We start from the raw sequence: 15,214 nt of genomic DNA on the forward strand, positions 1-15,214 counted from the left end.
TGCGATCAGACGGCGTCGCCGCGTCGCCGGATGCAGCGGCGGAGGCGGGACGGGAGGAGGCAGGCGAGGCGGAGCTCTGAGGATCGATCACAGGTGAAGCCTAGCCCGGTGCCCGGCGCAGCAGGAGCGCGAGACCCGCGCGGTGCGGTGCTCGTCCGGTCCGGCCCCGATGATGACCCTCAGACGGTGTCCTGCGTCAGCTCGGTCGGGTCCCACGACAGCAGGCCCTTCTCGCGCCAGCCCCGGGCGCGCACGGCGTCGAGGGCCTCGCGCCGCAGCGCCGGGCTCAACCTGTCGAGGTAGAGGCGCCCGTCGAGATGGTCGACCTCGTGCTGCAGGCAGCGGGCGAGGACCCCGCCCTCGTCGGCGATCTCGACCTCGCGGCCCTCGAGATCCGTGCCGCGCACGCGCGCGCCGCGATGCCGAGCGGTCGGGAAGCCCTCGCCGGGCACGGAGAGGCAGCCCTTGATCGTCTCCTCGTCGAGCTCGAGCGGCCCGAAGCGCTCGAGCACCGGGTTGATGACGTGACCGGAGCGCAGGACGCCGTCGGCGTCGGTGCACGAGTAGACGAAGATCCGCCAGCGGGCACCCACCTGCGGGGCCGCGAGGCCCGCGCCGGAGGCCGCCGCGCTCGTGGCGACCATGTCCTCGACGAGGGCGCGGAGCTCGCAGGTGACCTCCCGGACCCGGCGGGCCTTCTGGTCGAGGGCGCGGTGGCCGATCATCGTGATGGGGCGGATGGTCATGCGTCGTCTCCTCGGCGGGTCGTCGGGTCGTCCGTCGTTCTCGTGCTGTCCACGGTGGGCTGCTCGTCGATCATTCTCGGCTCGTCCGCGGTGGCGGCCAGGATCGCCCGGGCGGACCGCGCGGACGGGTCCACGGCCAGCGGGCTCGAGGCGTCGACCACGTGCAGGCCGCGCCGGCGGGGGAGCGCCCTGCCGTCCCGGGCGGCCTCGGCCACGGGACGCTCGAGCTCCATGCTCCGCTGCCGCGCGCTCTCGAAGAAGTCGAGGGAATGGCGCTCCTGGGGCTCGACGAGGATCCGCTCCCAGGCGGGCAGGCCGAGCGCGATCTGGCGGGCGCGCAGGAACTCCGCGTCGAGCGCCGCCCCGCCGATGATCACCATGCACGCCAGCCACACCAGCAGCAGCACGGCGATCGCGCCGTTGATGGCCGGCAGGACGTCCGAGACCCGCGTGAGCAGCGAGGCCAGGCGCCCGGCCACGAGGGCGAGGGCGAACAGCACGAGCACCGAGATGATCGAGCCGAGGCTCATCACGCGGTACCGCGGCAGGCGGATGTTCGGGAACAGGTAGTAGGACAGCGACACGGCCAGGGTGATCATCACCAGCAGGAGCGGCCACTTCACGAGGTTCCAGAGCGCGAAGGCCGCGCGGTCCACGCCGGCGAGGTCGCCCAGGCGCTGGGACCACTCGCCGCCCACCGCGATCACGGCGGTCGCGAGCATCGCCATCGACAGCAGCACCACCGTCTCCCCGACGACGATCGCGCGGAAGCGGAGGAACGGACGGCCCTCGCGGGTGTCGTACACGCGGTGCAGCGCCCGGTGGAAGGCGGCGACGCCGTTGGACGCCGACAGCACCGCGCCCGCCGTGCCCAGCAGGATCCCGGGGACGCCCCCGCCCGTGCGGGCCAGGGCCAGCAGGGCGCTCGCATACGGGTACGGGTCGACGGTCGGGAAGATCTCGGTGATCAGCTCGCCGACGGTCTCGACGGTGCGGTCCTCGAAGCCCAGCAGGCTCACGACGGACACCACCGCGATGGCCGCCGGCAGCACGGACAGCAGGAGGTAGAACGACATCGTGGCGCCCACATCCCACACCTGGATCTCGAGCAGGCGCATCCGCACCCTCCCGGCGACGTGCCAGATGCTCACCCGGGGGTGCGCGATCTCCGCCCCGCCGCGTCCGTTCCGCGCGTCGCGGGAGGCGCCGCGCGGAACGGGACGGGAACGGGGCATGGGATCGGCTTCCGGATCGGGACGGGGCGTGGCAGGTCGGGCGGGTGCGGCGCGGTCCGCGCGCGGGTCAGGCGGTCTCGTCCTCGATCGCGCTGACGGGGAACTCCCACGGCGAGTCGGGGTCGGCGGGCAGACCCGAGGTGATGATCGAGCCGTCCGGACGGTGGTCGCCGATCGCCGGGGACTCCTCGAGACGGGAATCATCGCGCAGGGGGCCCTGATCCGCCAGCGGCACCTCGACGCCCTCGGCGGTCACGCGCACCCGCTCGCCGCGCACCGTCACCTCGACGCTCTCGCCCGTCTCGAGGACGAACGAGATCGCGCGGCGCCGCACCGTCACCCGGATGCGGGAGCCGCGGATGGTCAGCGGGAAGCGCAGCTCGGGCCACGAGGCGGGCAGGCGGGGGTCGAAGGAGACCTCGCCGCGATCATGGCGCATGCCGCCGAAACCGTGCACCAGGCAGTTCCAGACGCCGCCGGCCGAGGCGATGTGCACGCCGTCGGAGGTGTTGCGGTGCAGATCCGCGAGATCCACGTACAGGCCGTCGCGGAAGTACTCGAGCGCCGCCTTCTGGTGCCCCACCTCCGCCGCGACAATGGACTGCACGACGGCCGACAGGGTCGAGTCGCCCGTCGTGATCGGGTCGTAGTACTCGAAGTCCGCGAGCTTCTCCTCCGCGGTGAAGTCCGCGCCCTGCAGGAACAGGGCCAGCACGACGTCGGCCTGCTTGAGCACCTGGAAGCGGTAGATGACCAGCGGGTGGTAGTGCAGGAACAGCGGGAAGGCCTCCTCCGGCGTCGCGGGCAGGTCCCACAGCTCAAGTTCCAGGAAGCGGTCGTCCTGCGGATGGATGCCGAGCGCCTCGTCGAAGAGGATCACCATGCCGTCGGCGCATGCGAGCCACTCCTCCGGCTCGCCGTCGTGCAGGTCCAGCTCGGCGACCAGCGCGGCGTGGGCCGCGGGATCCCGCTCGGCGAGCGCGGTGACGGCCTCGGCGGCGCGACGCAGGTTGAAGCGCGCCATGACGTTGGTGAACAGATTGTTGTTGACGACGGTGGTGTACTCGTCGGGCCCCGTGACCCCGTGGATGTGGAAGTCCTGAGCGCCGTTGGAGCGCCAGAACCCGAGGTCCGCCCACATGCGCGCGGTCTCCGCGAGCACCCGGGCGCCGTCCCGGGCGGCGAAGCCCTCATCGCCCGTGATGTCCGCATAGGTGGCCATCGCGTACGCCACGTCGGCGTCGATGTGGTACTGCGCGGTGCCCGCGGCGTAGTAGGCGGAGGCCTCCTCGCCGTTGATCGTCCGCCACGGGTACAGGGCGCCGCGCTGGGCCAGCTCGCGGGCGCGATCCCGGGCCTGAGGCAGCAGGTTCACGCGGAAGCGCAGGGCGTTGCGCGCCCACTGCGGCGAGGTGAACGTGAGGAACGGGACCACGTACACGTCGGTGTCCCAGAAGTAGTGGCCCTCGTAGCCGGAGCCCGTCAGGCCCTTGGCGGGGATGCCCTGCTGATCGGCCCGGGCCGCGGCCTGGGCGAGCTGGAACAGGCACCAGCGGATGGCCTGCTGCTGGCCGTCGTCGCCGGGCACCTCCACGTCCGTGCGCGTCCAGTAGTCCTCGAGGTACTGCCGCTGCTCGGCCTCGAGCGCCTCGAACGTGGTCTCGCGGACCCGGTCGAGGGTGCGGCGGCAGCGGTCGAAGAGCTCGCGCGTGGGCACGGAGCGGGACGTGTGGTAGGCGACGGCCTTGCGGATCCTCAGGGTCTGCCCTTCGGTGATCCGCGTGCGCACGACCATGCGGCCCTGGTCCTTGGAGGTGGACATGAGGCGCTCGACGTCCGCGTCGCACTCGACGAGGTGATCGGCGCCGACGGCCAGGGTCATGCCCGACGTCGCGGTGCGGTAGCCCAGCAGCATGCGCCGCTTGCTGTGCCAGTGCCCGGTGGGCTCGAGCACCCGATGCGACAGCGCGGTCGTGCGGCGCGGGTCGGCCTTCTCCCCGGGATTGGGGGAGGTGCCGGCCTGGGCTCCGAACTCGTCGGAGTCGTCCTGGCGGTTGATGATCTGCGAGGACACGACGACGGGAGCACTGCCCTTGAGCATGGTGATCTCGAGCGACATGAGCGCGAGGTGGCGATCGGTGAAGGAGACCATCCGGGTGGAGCGGATCCGCACGCGCGAGCCCGACGGGATGCGCCAGACGAGATCGCGGCGCAGCACGCCGTCGCGGAAGTCGATCGAGCGCTCGTAGGACTCGATGTCGGCGACGCTGAGCAGGAGCGGCTCGTCGTCGACGTAGAGCTTCATCACCGTCGCGTCCGGGACGTTGACGATCGTCTGCCCGGTGGTCGCGAAGCCGTACGCGGCCTCGGCGTGGTTGATGCGCCAGGTCTCGTGGAAGCCGTTGATGAAGGTGCCGTGCTCGGCCGCGGGGCGCCCCTCGGACGGGGTGCCGCGCATGCCCAGGTAGCCGTTGGCCAGGGAGAAGATCGTCTCGAGCATCCCCTCGCCCGCGCTGGGGCGCGTCTCGACGAGGCGCCAGGGATCGGCGGGCAGGAGGAGGCGGTCGACGGGATCGCCGGTCACGTGGCCCCTCATGCCAGCTCCTCCAGGTCCGCGACGACGATGCTCGCGCCGGCCTCGCGGAGCGCGTCCGCGCCGGCCCCGCGGTCGACGCCGACGACGGCGCCGAAGCCGCCCGCCGCGCCCGCCCGCACGCCCGAGACCGCGTCCTCGTAGACGACGGCCTGCTCGGGGGAGGCGCCGAGCTCGCGAGCGGCGTGGACGAAGGTGTCCGGGGCGGGCTTGCCGGGCAGGCCCAGGGCCGCGGCGACGTTCCCGTCGACCACGATCTCGAAGCGATCGGCCAGACCGGCGCCCGCGAGCACCTCCTCGGCGTTGCGGGAGCTGGAGACGACGGCGCAGCGCGCCTGAGCGCCGAGCGCGTCGAGGTAGGCGACGGTGCCCGGGTAGGGGGCCACGCCCTGCTCGCGGATCATCGCCAGCACCAGCTCGTTCTTGCGGTTGCCCAGGCCGCACACCGTCTCGGCGGCGGCCGGATCGGTCGGCTCGCCCTCGGGCAGCTCGATGCCGCGCGAGGCGAGGAAGGCACGCACCCCGTCGTACCGGGGGCGGCCGTCGACGTACGTGAAGTAGTCCTGCTCGGTGTAGGGCTCGGCGACGCCGCGGCGGGCGAGCTCCTCGGAGAACATCTGCTCCCACGCGCGCATGTGGACGATCGCGGTGGGGGTGATCACCCCGTCCATGTCGAAGAGGTGGACGGGCAGCGTGCGCGGGTCGGAGTCGGCGGGCACGGAGGGGGAGGTCTCAAGGGCCATGCGTCCACACTAGGGGCAGTCGCACCGTGGAGCCGAGGTGTCGCGCGCGGGTGTGCGCGAGTACTCTCTATCGCGTCGGCCGCGCCGTCCCGTGCCCCGCGGGAGGCATCCCGGTCGCGGCATCCCCGGGCAGCCCACGAGGAGATCCCCATGCCCTCATCCCGCATCGCCGGCATCGTCGACGCGGTCAGCCGGAGCGTCGAGGTCGAGCGCGGCGACGGCACCGTCGCCCTGACGGCGCGCCTGCGCACCACGCTCGGCGGCGCCCCGTCGGAGCTGTGGCCCGAGCTCACCGAGGCCGACCGTCTCGCGCAGTGGTACGGACCCGTCGAGATCGACCCCGCAGAGACCGATTCCGCCGAGAGCGAGTCCGCGGCCGCAGACGCGACGCCCGAGGCCGACGGCGCGGGCGAGCGCGCGTTCCGCACCGTCGGCGGTGCCCACGGGCGCGTCCTCGCCGCGGTGCCGCCGCACCAGCTCGACCTCACGTGGGAGTACGCGGACAACGTCGACCGGCTCGAGATCAGGCTGGACCCCGAGGAGGACGGCACCTCGCGTCTCACGCTGCAGCAGATCGCGCGCCTACCCGAGGCGACGTTCGACGCCTACGGTCCCGGGGCCGTCGGCATCGGCTGGGACATCGCGATCCTGGGGTTCGTCGCCCGCACGGGCGCCTGGCGCGAGCTGCGCCTCGACGTCCCGGTGGCCTCCCCGGCCTGGCTCGCCTCGTCCGAGGGGGCCGACATGGTGCGCGCCTGGTCGATCCGCTGGGCGGCCGCCTCGGTCGCCGCCGGGACCGACGTGGACGCGGCCCGGCGCGCCGAGAACGAGACCACCCGCGCCTACGGCGGGACGGTCGACGCGGCCCTCGTCTGAGGCTGCTCCCGCCTGAGGGTGCTCTCGCCTGCGGCGCTCCTGCCTGCGGGCGCTCCTGCCCGGGGAAGCCTCCGAGGGCGGCGCGCGAGAGGCCCGGTCTGTCGGGCGGCGGCAGTAGCATGACGCCGAGCCCGCCGGCTCCGGCGCGCCGACCCCTGACGCATCGGAGCCCGCCATGGCCTACGCCCTGCACCCGTACCTCAACTTCCCCGGCACCGCGCGTGCGGCGATGGAGTTCTACCGGGAGGTGTTCGGCGGGGATCTCGTGGTCCACACCTTCGGCGACTTCCACGCCCTCCCCGACGACTCCCCGAACCTCGACAAGGTCATGAACGCCGAGCTCACGAGCGCGCACGTGCATCTCTCCGCGTCCGACGTCATCGAGGAGACCCCCATCGAGGTGGTCTTCGGCAACGCCACCACGCTCGCCCTCACCGGGGACGATGAACCCGCTCTGCGGGCGGCCTTCGGCCGCCTCGCCGAGGACGGCGACGTGATCATGCCGCTGGACCGCCAGATCTGGGGCGACGTCTACGGCTCGGTGACCGACCGTTTCGGCACGTCCTGGCAGATCAACATCTCGGTCCCCGCCGAGGAGACGGCCGCCGGAGCCTGATCCGGCGCGGTCGAGGGCGCGGCCTCGTCGGTCGTCGCCGCTGATCGACGCCGCTGACCGCCCCCGCCGATCGCGTCCGCGGACGAGACGATCGTCGGTACCGCGGCCGGGGCGCCATGCGGTGGGATGGGTGCCATGAAGACCCGAGAGGACGCCGCGCGGCGCGAGGCGGGCCTGCGCCTGCTGCGCCGCGAGGCCGCTGCGACCGCCCCCGCCTTCGACCTGGCCTACCTGCGACCCGCCCCCGGGGCCGGCCCGGTGGTGCTGGTGATCGCGGGCGGCCCCGGCGTCGCCGTCCCGCTGATGTACCGCGACGTCCGCGCCGAGGCCGTCGCCCGCGGGCTCGACATCGTCATGGTCGAGCACCGCGGGGTCGGCCTGTCCCGCACCGATGCCGCGGGGGAGGACCTGCCCGTCGCGGCGGTCACCGTGCCGACGGTCGTGGACGATCTGGTCGCCGTGCTCGACGCCGAGGGGATCGACCGGGCGATCGTCTCCGGCTCCTCCTACGGCAGCTACGTCGCGGGCGCGCTCGCCGTGACCGCGCCCGAGCGCCTGGCCGGGCTCGTGCTCGATGCGCCGCTGCTCGGGGCGGCGGACGTCCACGAGACCCGCGCCTGGGCCCGCTCCCTGCTGTGGGACGGGGCCTGGCCCGAGACCGCCGAGGTCGCGCGGAAGATCCGCATCCTCGTCGAGCGCGACGGCCACGAACCCCTCCGGCTCGGCGCGGTCGCCTCCCTGCTGCACGAGTTCGGGGGAGCGCCGCTGCTCAAGCGCTGGCTCGATCAGCTCGTCGTCGGCCGCTCCCCGCTGACCGGCCGGCTCATCCGCCATGCCCTCCAGCGGGACGTCGGGCAGGTGATGCGCCACCTGGCCGAGACCGATCTGGTCGCCGGCATCGCCTACGGCGAGCTCGACTACACCGCCGAGCCGGACGGCGGGATCTTCGACCCCTCGGCGGTGCTGTCCCGGTCCGGCGTGCCGCCGTTCCGCGGCGAGCACTACGACCTGCGCACCCAGCTGGCCGCCGTCGACGTCCCCGCCGTCGTGCTCGTGGGCGAGCGGGACCTGCGCACCCCGCCCCCGATCGCCCGCATCGCGGCGCAGACCCTTCCCGATGCGACGCTGCTCGAGATCCCCGGGCACGGCCACAGCGCCCTCGACTCGCGGCACGGCCTGCTCCTCGAGGTGCTCGACGCGCTCGCCGAGGACCGGCACCGCGAGCTCCCCGCGTCGGCCTCCGCGCTCGCACGACGCCACCGGCCGACCGGCTCGGGGACGGTCGTGCCCCGCGCGGTCCGCGGTCTCCTGCTCGCGGACCGGATTCTCGCCCCGTTCCCCCGCACGCCCCGCGGCCTGGCATGAGCGCCGCCGAGTTCACGGGACTGGCCGTGCTGCACGACGACGTCCTCATGGTCGACGGCGCGAGCGGCAGCGTGGAGGCAGGCGACGTGCTCGCCCTGACCGGCGCTAACGGCTCCGGCAAGACGACGGTGCTGCGAGTGCTCGCCGGCATGCTCGAGCCGACGGAGGGCGTCGCCCTGGTGGGCGGTCGCGTGCCCGTCGACCGCGACCCGGTCTTCCGCCGCTCTCTGGCCGCGCTCATCGGCCCGCCCCAGACCGCGCGCGACCTCACGATCGTCGAGCACCTGCAGTTCATCGCCGCCACCTGGGGCGCGACGGCCGGCACCGCCCGGGAGCAGGGTGAGCGCCTGCTGGCGGACCTGGCGATCGAGCACCTCGCCCGGCGCTACCCGCACGAGCTCTCGAGCGGGCAGTCCCAGCTGGTCGCGCTCGCGATGACGCTGGCCCGTCCCTTCGACGTGCTGCTCCTCGACGAGCCCGAGCAGCGCCTGGACGCCGACCGCCTCGAGCAGGTCATCGACGTCCTCGCCGTCCGGGCCGATGCCGGGGCCGCGATCGTGCTCGCGAGCCACAGCCCCCGCCTGCTGGACGCCCTGGCCGACGAGCGCGTGCACCTGGAGGGCGTGTGAGCGCCACGGCCCGCGCGACGGCGTCCCCGCTCGCGGGCGCGCTCGAGGTCTGGCAGTCGCGCGACGGCGCTCCGACCCGCGGGGACCGCCTCTACCTCGTGTACGTCGCGGTGCTCACGGTGCTCGTGATCGGCGTGCCCGCGGGGCGCACGGTCATCGGCGCCCTCGCCCGCCCCGATGTGATCCCGTACCTCCTCTCGGGCAGCGCGCCGAACGTGCTCACGGGGGCATGGCTGGCCCTGTGCGCGCTGCTCGTCCTCGTCGGCGCGGTCCGCGGACCGGCCCTGCTGACCCCGTTCTTCACCGTCACGCTCGCCTCCTCGTCGATGCCGCGGCGGCGCGCCCTCCTGCGGCCCTTCGCGCGGGCGCTCGGGGCGCTGGCCGCGCTCGTGACCGTGCTCGGGGCCCTGATGGCCGGGACGCTCGTGCAGGCGGGCCTGGCGAGCGCGGGGGAGGCGGCCGTGTTCTCCGCCGCCTGCGCGGGTGCGGCGCTGCTGGCCGGCGGCGCCTGGCTGCTGGGAGAGATCGCAGGGGCGACGGTGCGCCGGATCCTCGCCGGTGCGCTCGTGCTCGCGGGCCTCGCCGCGGCCCTGCTCCCGGGCGGTGGACTCATCGGACCCGGGGCGGCGCTGCCCGGCGGGTCAGGAGCTGCGGAGAACGGGCATATCGCGGCGCTCGTGCTCGTCCTCGCCGGGCTCGCAGCGGTCGTCATCGGCGCGCTCCGTCTGAACCGGGTGCGCGGCACCGTGCTGCTCGAGCAGGCCCGGCGCTGGGCCGATGCCACCACGACCGCCGTCTCCGGTGACCTCGCGGCCGCGGCCGGTGCCTTCCGGGCGCTGCCCACGGCCGGTCGCCGCCTGCCGGCGATCGGTGCGAGCGGCGGCGCGGGTCCCGTCGCGCTGCTGCGGCTGTACGCCCGACGCGACCTCGTCGCCCTGGCCCGCACGCCCGAGCGGACCGTCGCCGCGGTGCTCGGGATGCTCGCCGCCGGGGCCGCGCTCGCCCTCTCCGCGCCGCTGACGGGCCCGGTCCGCTGGACCCTCGTCGCCGGTGCGGCGCTGGTGTCCCACGCCGCGGCGAGCGCCCTGGTCGACGGCGCCCGGCACGGCATCGCGACGATCGGGGCGCCCGGCCTGTTCGGGCAGAGCGCAGGACGCCAGGTGCTCTGCCACCTGCCGGTCCCGCTGCTGGTGGCCGTGCTCGCCGCCGGGTCAGGGGCGCTGCCCGCCGTCCTGTCGGGAGCGGGCGGCGCTCCAGGCGTCACCGCCGCCGTGCTCATGGCACCGCTGCTGGTGATCGGTCGCGTCCGCGACGCCGCCAAGGGGCCGATGCCGCTGCGCCTGACGATGCCGATGCCCACCGCCCAGGGCGACGCCTCGATCATCCCGATGCTCGCGTGGCAGGCCGATGGCCCGCTGCTCGCGATCGCCACGGGCGTGCTTCTGGCCCTCGGCGCCGGGATCGGCCCGGCGGCGGCGCTCATCGCGGCGGGGGCGATGCTCGCGGTCCTCGGCGTCGGGGCGGTCACGCGGATGCGGGAGCTGCAGGGCTGAGCCGCCGTTGCGGTGGTCGCTCCAGAGCGAGTCTTCTGCTGCGAGCCTCAGCGCCACCAGGCGGTGTCGCTCCGGAAAGGGTCCTGTGCCTGGGCCCGGGGATGACGCGGGGTGCCCCGCCCTCAGGGCAGTTCGACGCCCTCCAGGGTCAGCAGAGCCCGCTTGGTCTCCACGCCGCCCGCATAGCCGGTGATCGCGCCCGTCGAGGAGAGCACCCGATGGCAGGGGATCGCGATCGAGATCGGGTTGGAGCCCACCGCACCGCCGACGGCCTGGGACGCGCGCGGGGCGTCGAGGACGCGAGCGATCTGGCCGTAGGTCGTCGTGTACCCGCGCGGGATCTCGGCGAGGAGCGACCAGACCCGGCGCTGGAAATCTGTGCCGCGGGGCGAGAGCGGCAGGTCGAACTCCTCGCGCTCGCCCGCGATGTAGGCCAGGAGCTGCGCCGCGGCCTCGTCGAGCAGCGCATTGTCCGCAGCAGCGGTCCCCAGACGGTCTGGCCCCGGGAAATGCGCCTGGTCGCGGCGCCAGATGCCGGTGATCGCCGCGCCCTCGGCGGCGATCGTGTATTCGCCGAGCGGAGTCCTGATGGTGCGGTGGCGGGGGGCAGCGTCAGTCATGGCGTGCCTCCAAGGCAGGTCGGAGAGGAACCGGAGGCATCGCCCCCGCGCGGGGGTCACCTCTCATAGTGGTACCGGCAGCTGGCGATGCGGATCTCGTCCTCGACGATGGCGTATACGAGCCGATGCTCGTCGGTGATCCGGCGCGACCAGTACCCCGCCAGGCCGTGCTTGAGGGCCTCGGGCTTGCCCAGCCCCTCGTTGCCGTGGCGTCCCACGTCGCGGATCAGCAGGTTGATGCGCTTCAGCGTCCGACGGTCCTGAGCCTGCCACCAGAGATAGTCCTCCCAGGCGCTCTCGTCCCAGACGATGAGCACGGCGGTCAGTCCTCGATGAGGTCGTGGCGGTCTCCGTGTCCCGCGTCGAGGCGCTCGATGGAGTCCAGGAGGCGACGGGCATTGGCCGGCGAGCGCAGGAGGTAGGACGTCTCGCGGAGCGCCTCGTACTCGGTGAGTGAGACGATGACGACGGGGTCGTGCCCCGCACGCGTGATGACGGCTTCTTCACGGTCGTTGACCACGTCGTCGAGCACCTGCGCGTAGTTGGCGCGGGACTCGGTGTAGCTGAATGTCTTCACGGCACACCCCCTGTACGGATAACTGTACGCGGCGGGGAAGCGGTGCTCAAGGCGGCGCTCATGGGTGCGCATCGTCGCGCCATGCAACACGAATCGCGCCACCGTTCGTGAACGATGACGCGACTCATGACAATCCGAGCGGATGACGGGAATCGAACCCGCGTCATCAGTTTGGAAGACTGAGGCTCTACCATTGAGCTACATCCGCGAGGCCCCGATCGTCGATGTCGCGGTGGTTGCCGACGTCGACGGATGAGGGCCGGGTCCATTGAAGCAGATCCCCGCAGCGGCGTCATTCCCACTGCGGCTTCACAGCCGTGCAGTGCCCTGCCGCACGTGCGCCATGGTTCGTGCGCGGAGAGGCGGATCACAGGCCGCTGGGACGGTCGGGGTGCTCGCCAGCGCGAACGGGTAAGCTCGGGAGGGTTGCCCTCCGGGGTGTAGCTCAGCTTGGTAGAGCGCCCGCTTTGGGAGCGGGAGGTCGCAGGTTCAAATCCTGTCACCCCGACTCGCAGTCGCGGCGGCGCCCAGCAGGGCACCCGGCAGGCAGCGACGACAAGACCACCCATCATCGATGCGCACACCAGGAGATCCGCCAGTGAAGACCGCTGTCGAGAAGCTCAGCCCCACGCGGGTCAAGCTCAATGTCGAGGTGCCGTTCGCCGAGCTCACGCCGGCGATCGAGCAGGCCACCAAGAAGATCGCGGACCAGGTCCAGATCCCCGGCTTCCGCAAGGGCCGCGTGCCCTCGCGACTTGTCGAGCAGCGCTTCGGCCGCCCGGCGATCATGCAGGAGGCCGTCAACGACGCCCTCCCCGAGTTCTACCAGCAGGCCGCGCTCGAGGCCGAGATCCGTCCCGTGGGCCGCCCCGAGGTCGAGATCACCGATGTCCCCGGCCTCGACGGCAAGGACGAGGGCGACCTGAAGTTCGTCGTCGAGCAGGACGTCCGCCCCGAGATCGAGCTGCCCGACCTCTCGACCATCGAGGTCGAGATCGAGGAGCCCGCGGTCGACGACGACGCCGTGCAGGTGCGTCTGGACGCGCTCCGCGAGCGCTTCGGCACCCTCGTGGGCGTCGACCGTCCGGCCGCCGACGGCGACTTCGTCTCCCTCGACATGGTCGCGACCATCGACGGCGAGGAGATCGAGACCGTCGAGGGCGTCTCCTACCGCATCGGCGAGGGCACCATGCTCGACGGCCTCGACGAGGCCCTCATCGGCCTCTCGGCCGGCGAGACCACCACCTTCACCTCCGAGCTCGCCGGCGGCGACCGCGCGGGCGAGAAGGCAGACGTCAAGGTCACCCCGCAGTCCGTGAAGGTCCGCGAGCTGCCCGAGGCCGACGACGAGTTCGCCGAGCTCGCCTCCGAGTTCGACACGATCGACGAGCTGAAGGCGGATCTCAAGGTCCAGGCCGAGCGCGACGCCGAGGGCAACCGTGTGGCCCTGGCCCGCAACGCCTTCCTCGAGAAGATCCTCGAGGAGCTCGACATCCCCGTCCCCGAGTCGCTCGTGGCCGAGGAGATCAGCGCGCACCTCCAGAACGAGGGCAAGCCCGAGGGCGACCCCCACGGCGAGGAGATCCGCGAGGACACCGAGCGCGCCATCCGCACCCAGTTCCTGCTGGATGCCCTCCTGGAGACCCGTGAGGTCGAGGTCGGCCAGGAGGACCTCATGAACTACATGGCGCAGCTGTCCGCGACCTACGGAATGGACCCCAACCAGTTCATCCAGATGCTCGCCCAGTCCGGCCAGATCGAGGCCGTCTTCGCCGAGGCGCAGCGCGCCAAGGCGCTGGATGTGGCCCTCGCCGATGTCACGGTGAAGAACGCCTCCGGCGACGTCATCGACCTCGGCCTCGAGGGCTCGTCCTCCGAGGAGGATGCCGAGGCTCCCGCCGAGGAGAAGGCGCCCGCGAAGAAGGCCCCGGCGAAGAAGGCGCCTGCGAAGAAGGCTCCGGCCCGCAAGCCGGCCACGAAGAAGACGACGGCTGCCGCTGCGAAGTCCGAGGACGCCGCTGAGGCTCCGGCGGAGGACGCGGCCGCGGCCGCGGACGAGGCTCCCGCCGCGAAGGCGCCCGCGAAGAAGGCCCCGGCGCGCAAGCCGGCGGCCAAGAAGACGACGGCTGCCGCGAAGTCCGAGGACGCCGCTGAGGCGACCGAGGCCGCTGCGGAGGAGGAGCCCGCGAAGAAGGCGCCTGCGAAGAAGGCTCCGGCCAAGAAGGCGCCTGCGAAGAAGGCCCCGGCGCGCAAGCCCGCCGCCAAGAAGACGACCGCCGCGGCCGAGGACTCCACCGAGTCCTGAGCCTCTGCACCTCCGACCTGACCGGGTCGGAGACGTGAACGGGTCGGAGACGTGAACGGGAGATCCCCGCAGCACCCCGGAGACGGAGCGCTGCGGGGATCTCGTCGTTCTGGAGGTATCTCGGAGAGGGGCTCTGGCATGAAGTGACGGTGCCTGTGCTGGGCCAGGGCCTGCTCACTCTGCTCCGAAGAAAGCAGACGCAGCGAGTACGAGGAATTGGTCGCTACCTGGGTGTGATTCCAGCACTTTCCTCCTACTCGCTCAGGCGGTGGCGTCGCGAGGACGAAGAAATGGCGGCTTCCCGAATACCGAGTACCCGCACTTCCCTTGTGCTCGAGGTTCGAGCACAGTCTGGCGGTTCGACGCCCCCTGGCGGCTCGATGCTCTTGCATGCCGGGACCTGGTGAATCGGAGGGAGCTGCGGTCATGTGCGCCCCGCAGTCGCTGATCCTTCATCTCGTCGCTGGCTTGCCGATAGATGCCGAGGTGCAGGTCCGCGTACGTGTGTCCCGGGGAACCTGTGACTGGGTTGGTGTGCATGGAAATGAGCAGTGCCCGGCGCGTGATCCAGCCCCCGAACGCGCAGAACCCCCGACCTGCAGTGCAGGTCGGGGGTTCTCAGCGACAGGAGGTGCCGTCCGCCGATCAGCGGTAGGTCACGAAGCGGGGGTTGCCCCAGATGTTGCGCTCGGAGACGGCGTCGGGGGAGCGGCCGGCGTCGATGACCTTGTTGCCACCGGCGTAGATGCCGACGTGACCGGGCCACACGACGAGGTCGCCGGGCTGCGCCTGCGACTTCGAGATGCGCTTGCCACCATTGGCCTGAGCCGAGGAGCTGTGGGGGAGCGAGATACCGGCCTTGGAGTAGGCGTACTTGGTCAGGCCGGAGCAGTCGAAGGCGCGACCCGGGCTGTAGGAGCCCCAGTTGAAGTCGGCACCCTTCTGCGAATGGGCGGCGCGGACGATCGCGTTGGAGCTGAAGCCCTCATCCGAGCTCGACTCGTCCGAGTCGTCCTCGTTGTCGGCGCTGCGGGTGGTGCCCTTGCCGACCGAGGCAGGGGTGGACTCGTTGAGCGCACCGCGGGTCTCGGGGCCGACGCGGCCGTCGACCTTGAGCCCGTTCTCCTGCTGGAAGTCGACGACGGCGGCGTGGGTCGCGGGGCCGAACTTGCCGTCGACCGCGAGGCTCGCGCCGTTGTGGTTCAGGGCGACCTGGAGGGTCTCGACGGTGCTGCCGCGGTGGCCGCGGGCGACGGTCTTGCCGGCGGGGAGCACGGCGGCCTGGATGGTGGCGGGAGCCGCAACCTGGGGGGCGGCGACCTGCGGGGCCGCAACCTGGGGGGCGGCGGCCGGGGG

Annotated in this window: 14 protein-coding genes and 2 tRNA genes; 7 read left to right on the top strand and 9 right to left on the bottom strand. The window is 72.6% G+C overall.

From position 1 onward, the window contains the following. Nucleotides 1–179: 179 nt before the first annotated feature. The 4 genes from def to FM110_RS01045 all read right to left on the bottom strand — a co-directional run bounded on the left by def (nt 180) and on the right by FM110_RS01045 (nt 5,317). Nucleotides 180–746: a peptide deformylase gene (def, locus tag FM110_RS01030; RefSeq protein WP_087101827.1), complete on the bottom strand. Its 567-nt coding sequence runs from the start codon at nt 744–746 to the stop codon at nt 180–182. After that, the gene (locus FM110_RS01035) at nt 743–1,897 is read right to left on the bottom strand and encodes a YihY/virulence factor BrkB family protein (protein WP_234991821.1); all 1,155 of its coding nucleotides are present in this window, start codon (nt 1,895–1,897) and stop codon (nt 743–745) included. The genes def and FM110_RS01035 overlap by 4 nt, the downstream gene beginning before the upstream one ends. 151 nt (nt 1,898–2,048) lie before the next feature. Then, complete coding sequence (locus FM110_RS01040; RefSeq protein WP_087101831.1) at nt 2,049–4,577, bottom strand: glycoside hydrolase family 65 protein; 2,529 nt, start codon at nt 4,575–4,577, stop codon at nt 2,049–2,051. Continuing rightward, nucleotides 4,574–5,317, bottom strand: a complete 744-nt coding sequence (locus FM110_RS01045; protein WP_087101833.1) for a beta-phosphoglucomutase family hydrolase — start codon at nt 5,315–5,317, stop codon at nt 4,574–4,576. Before FM110_RS01045 ends, FM110_RS01040 begins: the two co-directional genes overlap by 4 nt. Before the next feature lie 150 nt (nt 5,318–5,467). Between FM110_RS01045 and FM110_RS01050 the strand changes: the two genes are divergently transcribed. The 5 genes from FM110_RS01050 to FM110_RS01070 all read left to right on the top strand — a co-directional run bounded on the left by FM110_RS01050 (nt 5,468) and on the right by FM110_RS01070 (nt 10,356). After that, nucleotides 5,468–6,193, top strand: a complete 726-nt coding sequence (locus tag FM110_RS01050) for an SRPBCC domain-containing protein (RefSeq protein WP_087101835.1) — start codon at nt 5,468–5,470, stop codon at nt 6,191–6,193. A 175-nt stretch (nt 6,194–6,368) separates the two neighbouring features. Beyond that, on the top strand, nt 6,369–6,809 hold the full coding sequence (locus FM110_RS01055) for a VOC family protein (protein WP_087101837.1): 441 nt from the start codon (nt 6,369–6,371) through the stop codon (nt 6,807–6,809). A gap of 135 nt (nt 6,810–6,944) precedes the next feature. Then, complete coding sequence (locus tag FM110_RS01060) at nt 6,945–8,174, top strand: alpha/beta fold hydrolase (RefSeq protein WP_159457940.1); 1,230 nt, start codon at nt 6,945–6,947, stop codon at nt 8,172–8,174. Beyond that, nucleotides 8,171–8,803, top strand: a complete 633-nt coding sequence (locus tag FM110_RS01065; protein ID WP_087101841.1) for an ABC transporter ATP-binding protein — start codon at nt 8,171–8,173, stop codon at nt 8,801–8,803. Before FM110_RS01060 ends, FM110_RS01065 begins: the two co-directional genes overlap by 4 nt. Next, complete coding sequence (locus FM110_RS01070) at nt 8,800–10,356, top strand: hypothetical protein (RefSeq protein WP_087101843.1); 1,557 nt, start codon at nt 8,800–8,802, stop codon at nt 10,354–10,356. Before FM110_RS01065 ends, FM110_RS01070 begins: the two co-directional genes overlap by 4 nt. 122 nt (nt 10,357–10,478) lie before the next feature. Here FM110_RS01070 and FM110_RS01075 read toward each other — a convergent pair whose 3' ends face one another. The 4 genes from FM110_RS01075 to FM110_RS01090 all read right to left on the bottom strand — a co-directional run bounded on the left by FM110_RS01075 (nt 10,479) and on the right by FM110_RS01090 (nt 11,761). Then, a complete protein-coding gene (locus FM110_RS01075) occupies nt 10,479–10,976 on the bottom strand; it encodes a methylated-DNA--[protein]-cysteine S-methyltransferase (RefSeq protein WP_087101844.1) in 498 nt (165 codons plus the stop codon). Between the two features lie 56 nt (nt 10,977–11,032). Next, nucleotides 11,033–11,293, bottom strand: a complete 261-nt coding sequence (locus FM110_RS01080; RefSeq protein WP_087101846.1) for a Txe/YoeB family addiction module toxin — start codon at nt 11,291–11,293, stop codon at nt 11,033–11,035. A gap of 5 nt (nt 11,294–11,298) precedes the next feature. Next, the gene (locus tag FM110_RS01085) at nt 11,299–11,553 is read right to left on the bottom strand and encodes a type II toxin-antitoxin system Phd/YefM family antitoxin (RefSeq protein ID WP_087101848.1); all 255 of its coding nucleotides are present in this window, start codon (nt 11,551–11,553) and stop codon (nt 11,299–11,301) included. 137 nt (nt 11,554–11,690) lie between these two features. After that, nucleotides 11,691–11,761 (bottom strand) — tRNA-Gly (locus tag FM110_RS01090). 226 nt (nt 11,762–11,987) lie between these two features. Here FM110_RS01090 and FM110_RS01095 point away from each other — a divergent pair. Further along, a tRNA-Pro gene (locus tag FM110_RS01095) sits at nt 11,988–12,061 on the top strand. 90 nt (nt 12,062–12,151) lie between these two features. After that, nucleotides 12,152–13,858: a trigger factor gene (tig, locus tag FM110_RS01100; protein WP_087101850.1), complete on the top strand. Its 1,707-nt coding sequence runs from the start codon at nt 12,152–12,154 to the stop codon at nt 13,856–13,858. A gap of 645 nt (nt 13,859–14,503) precedes the next feature. Here tig and FM110_RS01105 read toward each other — a convergent pair. Next, nucleotides 14,504–15,214, bottom strand: a 711-nt coding sequence (locus FM110_RS01105; RefSeq protein ID WP_143276195.1) for a C40 family peptidase, incomplete at its 5' end; no start/stop codon positions are given.

Origin of the sequence: Brachybacterium nesterenkovii (assembly GCF_900163655.1) — a bacterium.
In the GTDB taxonomy this organism is placed as follows: Bacteria; Actinomycetota; Actinomycetes; order Actinomycetales; family Dermabacteraceae; genus Brachybacterium; species Brachybacterium nesterenkovii.

Bases quoted from the DNA above. Each gene is read 5' to 3' on its own strand.
- FM110_RS01065 (WP_087101841.1), top strand. From the start codon at position 8,171: ATGAGCGCCGCCGAGTTCACGGGACTGGCCGTGCTGCACGACGACGTC.
- FM110_RS01050 (WP_087101835.1), top strand. From the start codon at position 5,468: ATGCCCTCATCCCGCATCGCCGGCATCGTCGACGCGGTCAGCCGGAGC.
- FM110_RS01055 (WP_087101837.1), top strand. From the start codon at position 6,369: ATGGCCTACGCCCTGCACCCGTACCTCAACTTCCCCGGCACCGCGCGT.
- FM110_RS01045 (WP_087101833.1), bottom strand. From the start codon at position 5,317: ATGGCCCTTGAGACCTCCCCCTCCGTGCCCGCCGACTCCGACCCGCGC.
- FM110_RS01040 (WP_087101831.1), bottom strand. From the start codon at position 4,577: ATGAGGGGCCACGTGACCGGCGATCCCGTCGACCGCCTCCTCCTGCCC.
- FM110_RS01075 (WP_087101844.1), bottom strand. From the start codon at position 10,976: ATGACTGACGCTGCCCCCCGCCACCGCACCATCAGGACTCCGCTCGGC.
- FM110_RS01060 (WP_159457940.1), top strand. From the start codon at position 6,945: ATGAAGACCCGAGAGGACGCCGCGCGGCGCGAGGCGGGCCTGCGCCTG.
- def (WP_087101827.1), bottom strand. From the start codon at position 746: ATGACCATCCGCCCCATCACGATGATCGGCCACCGCGCCCTCGACCAG.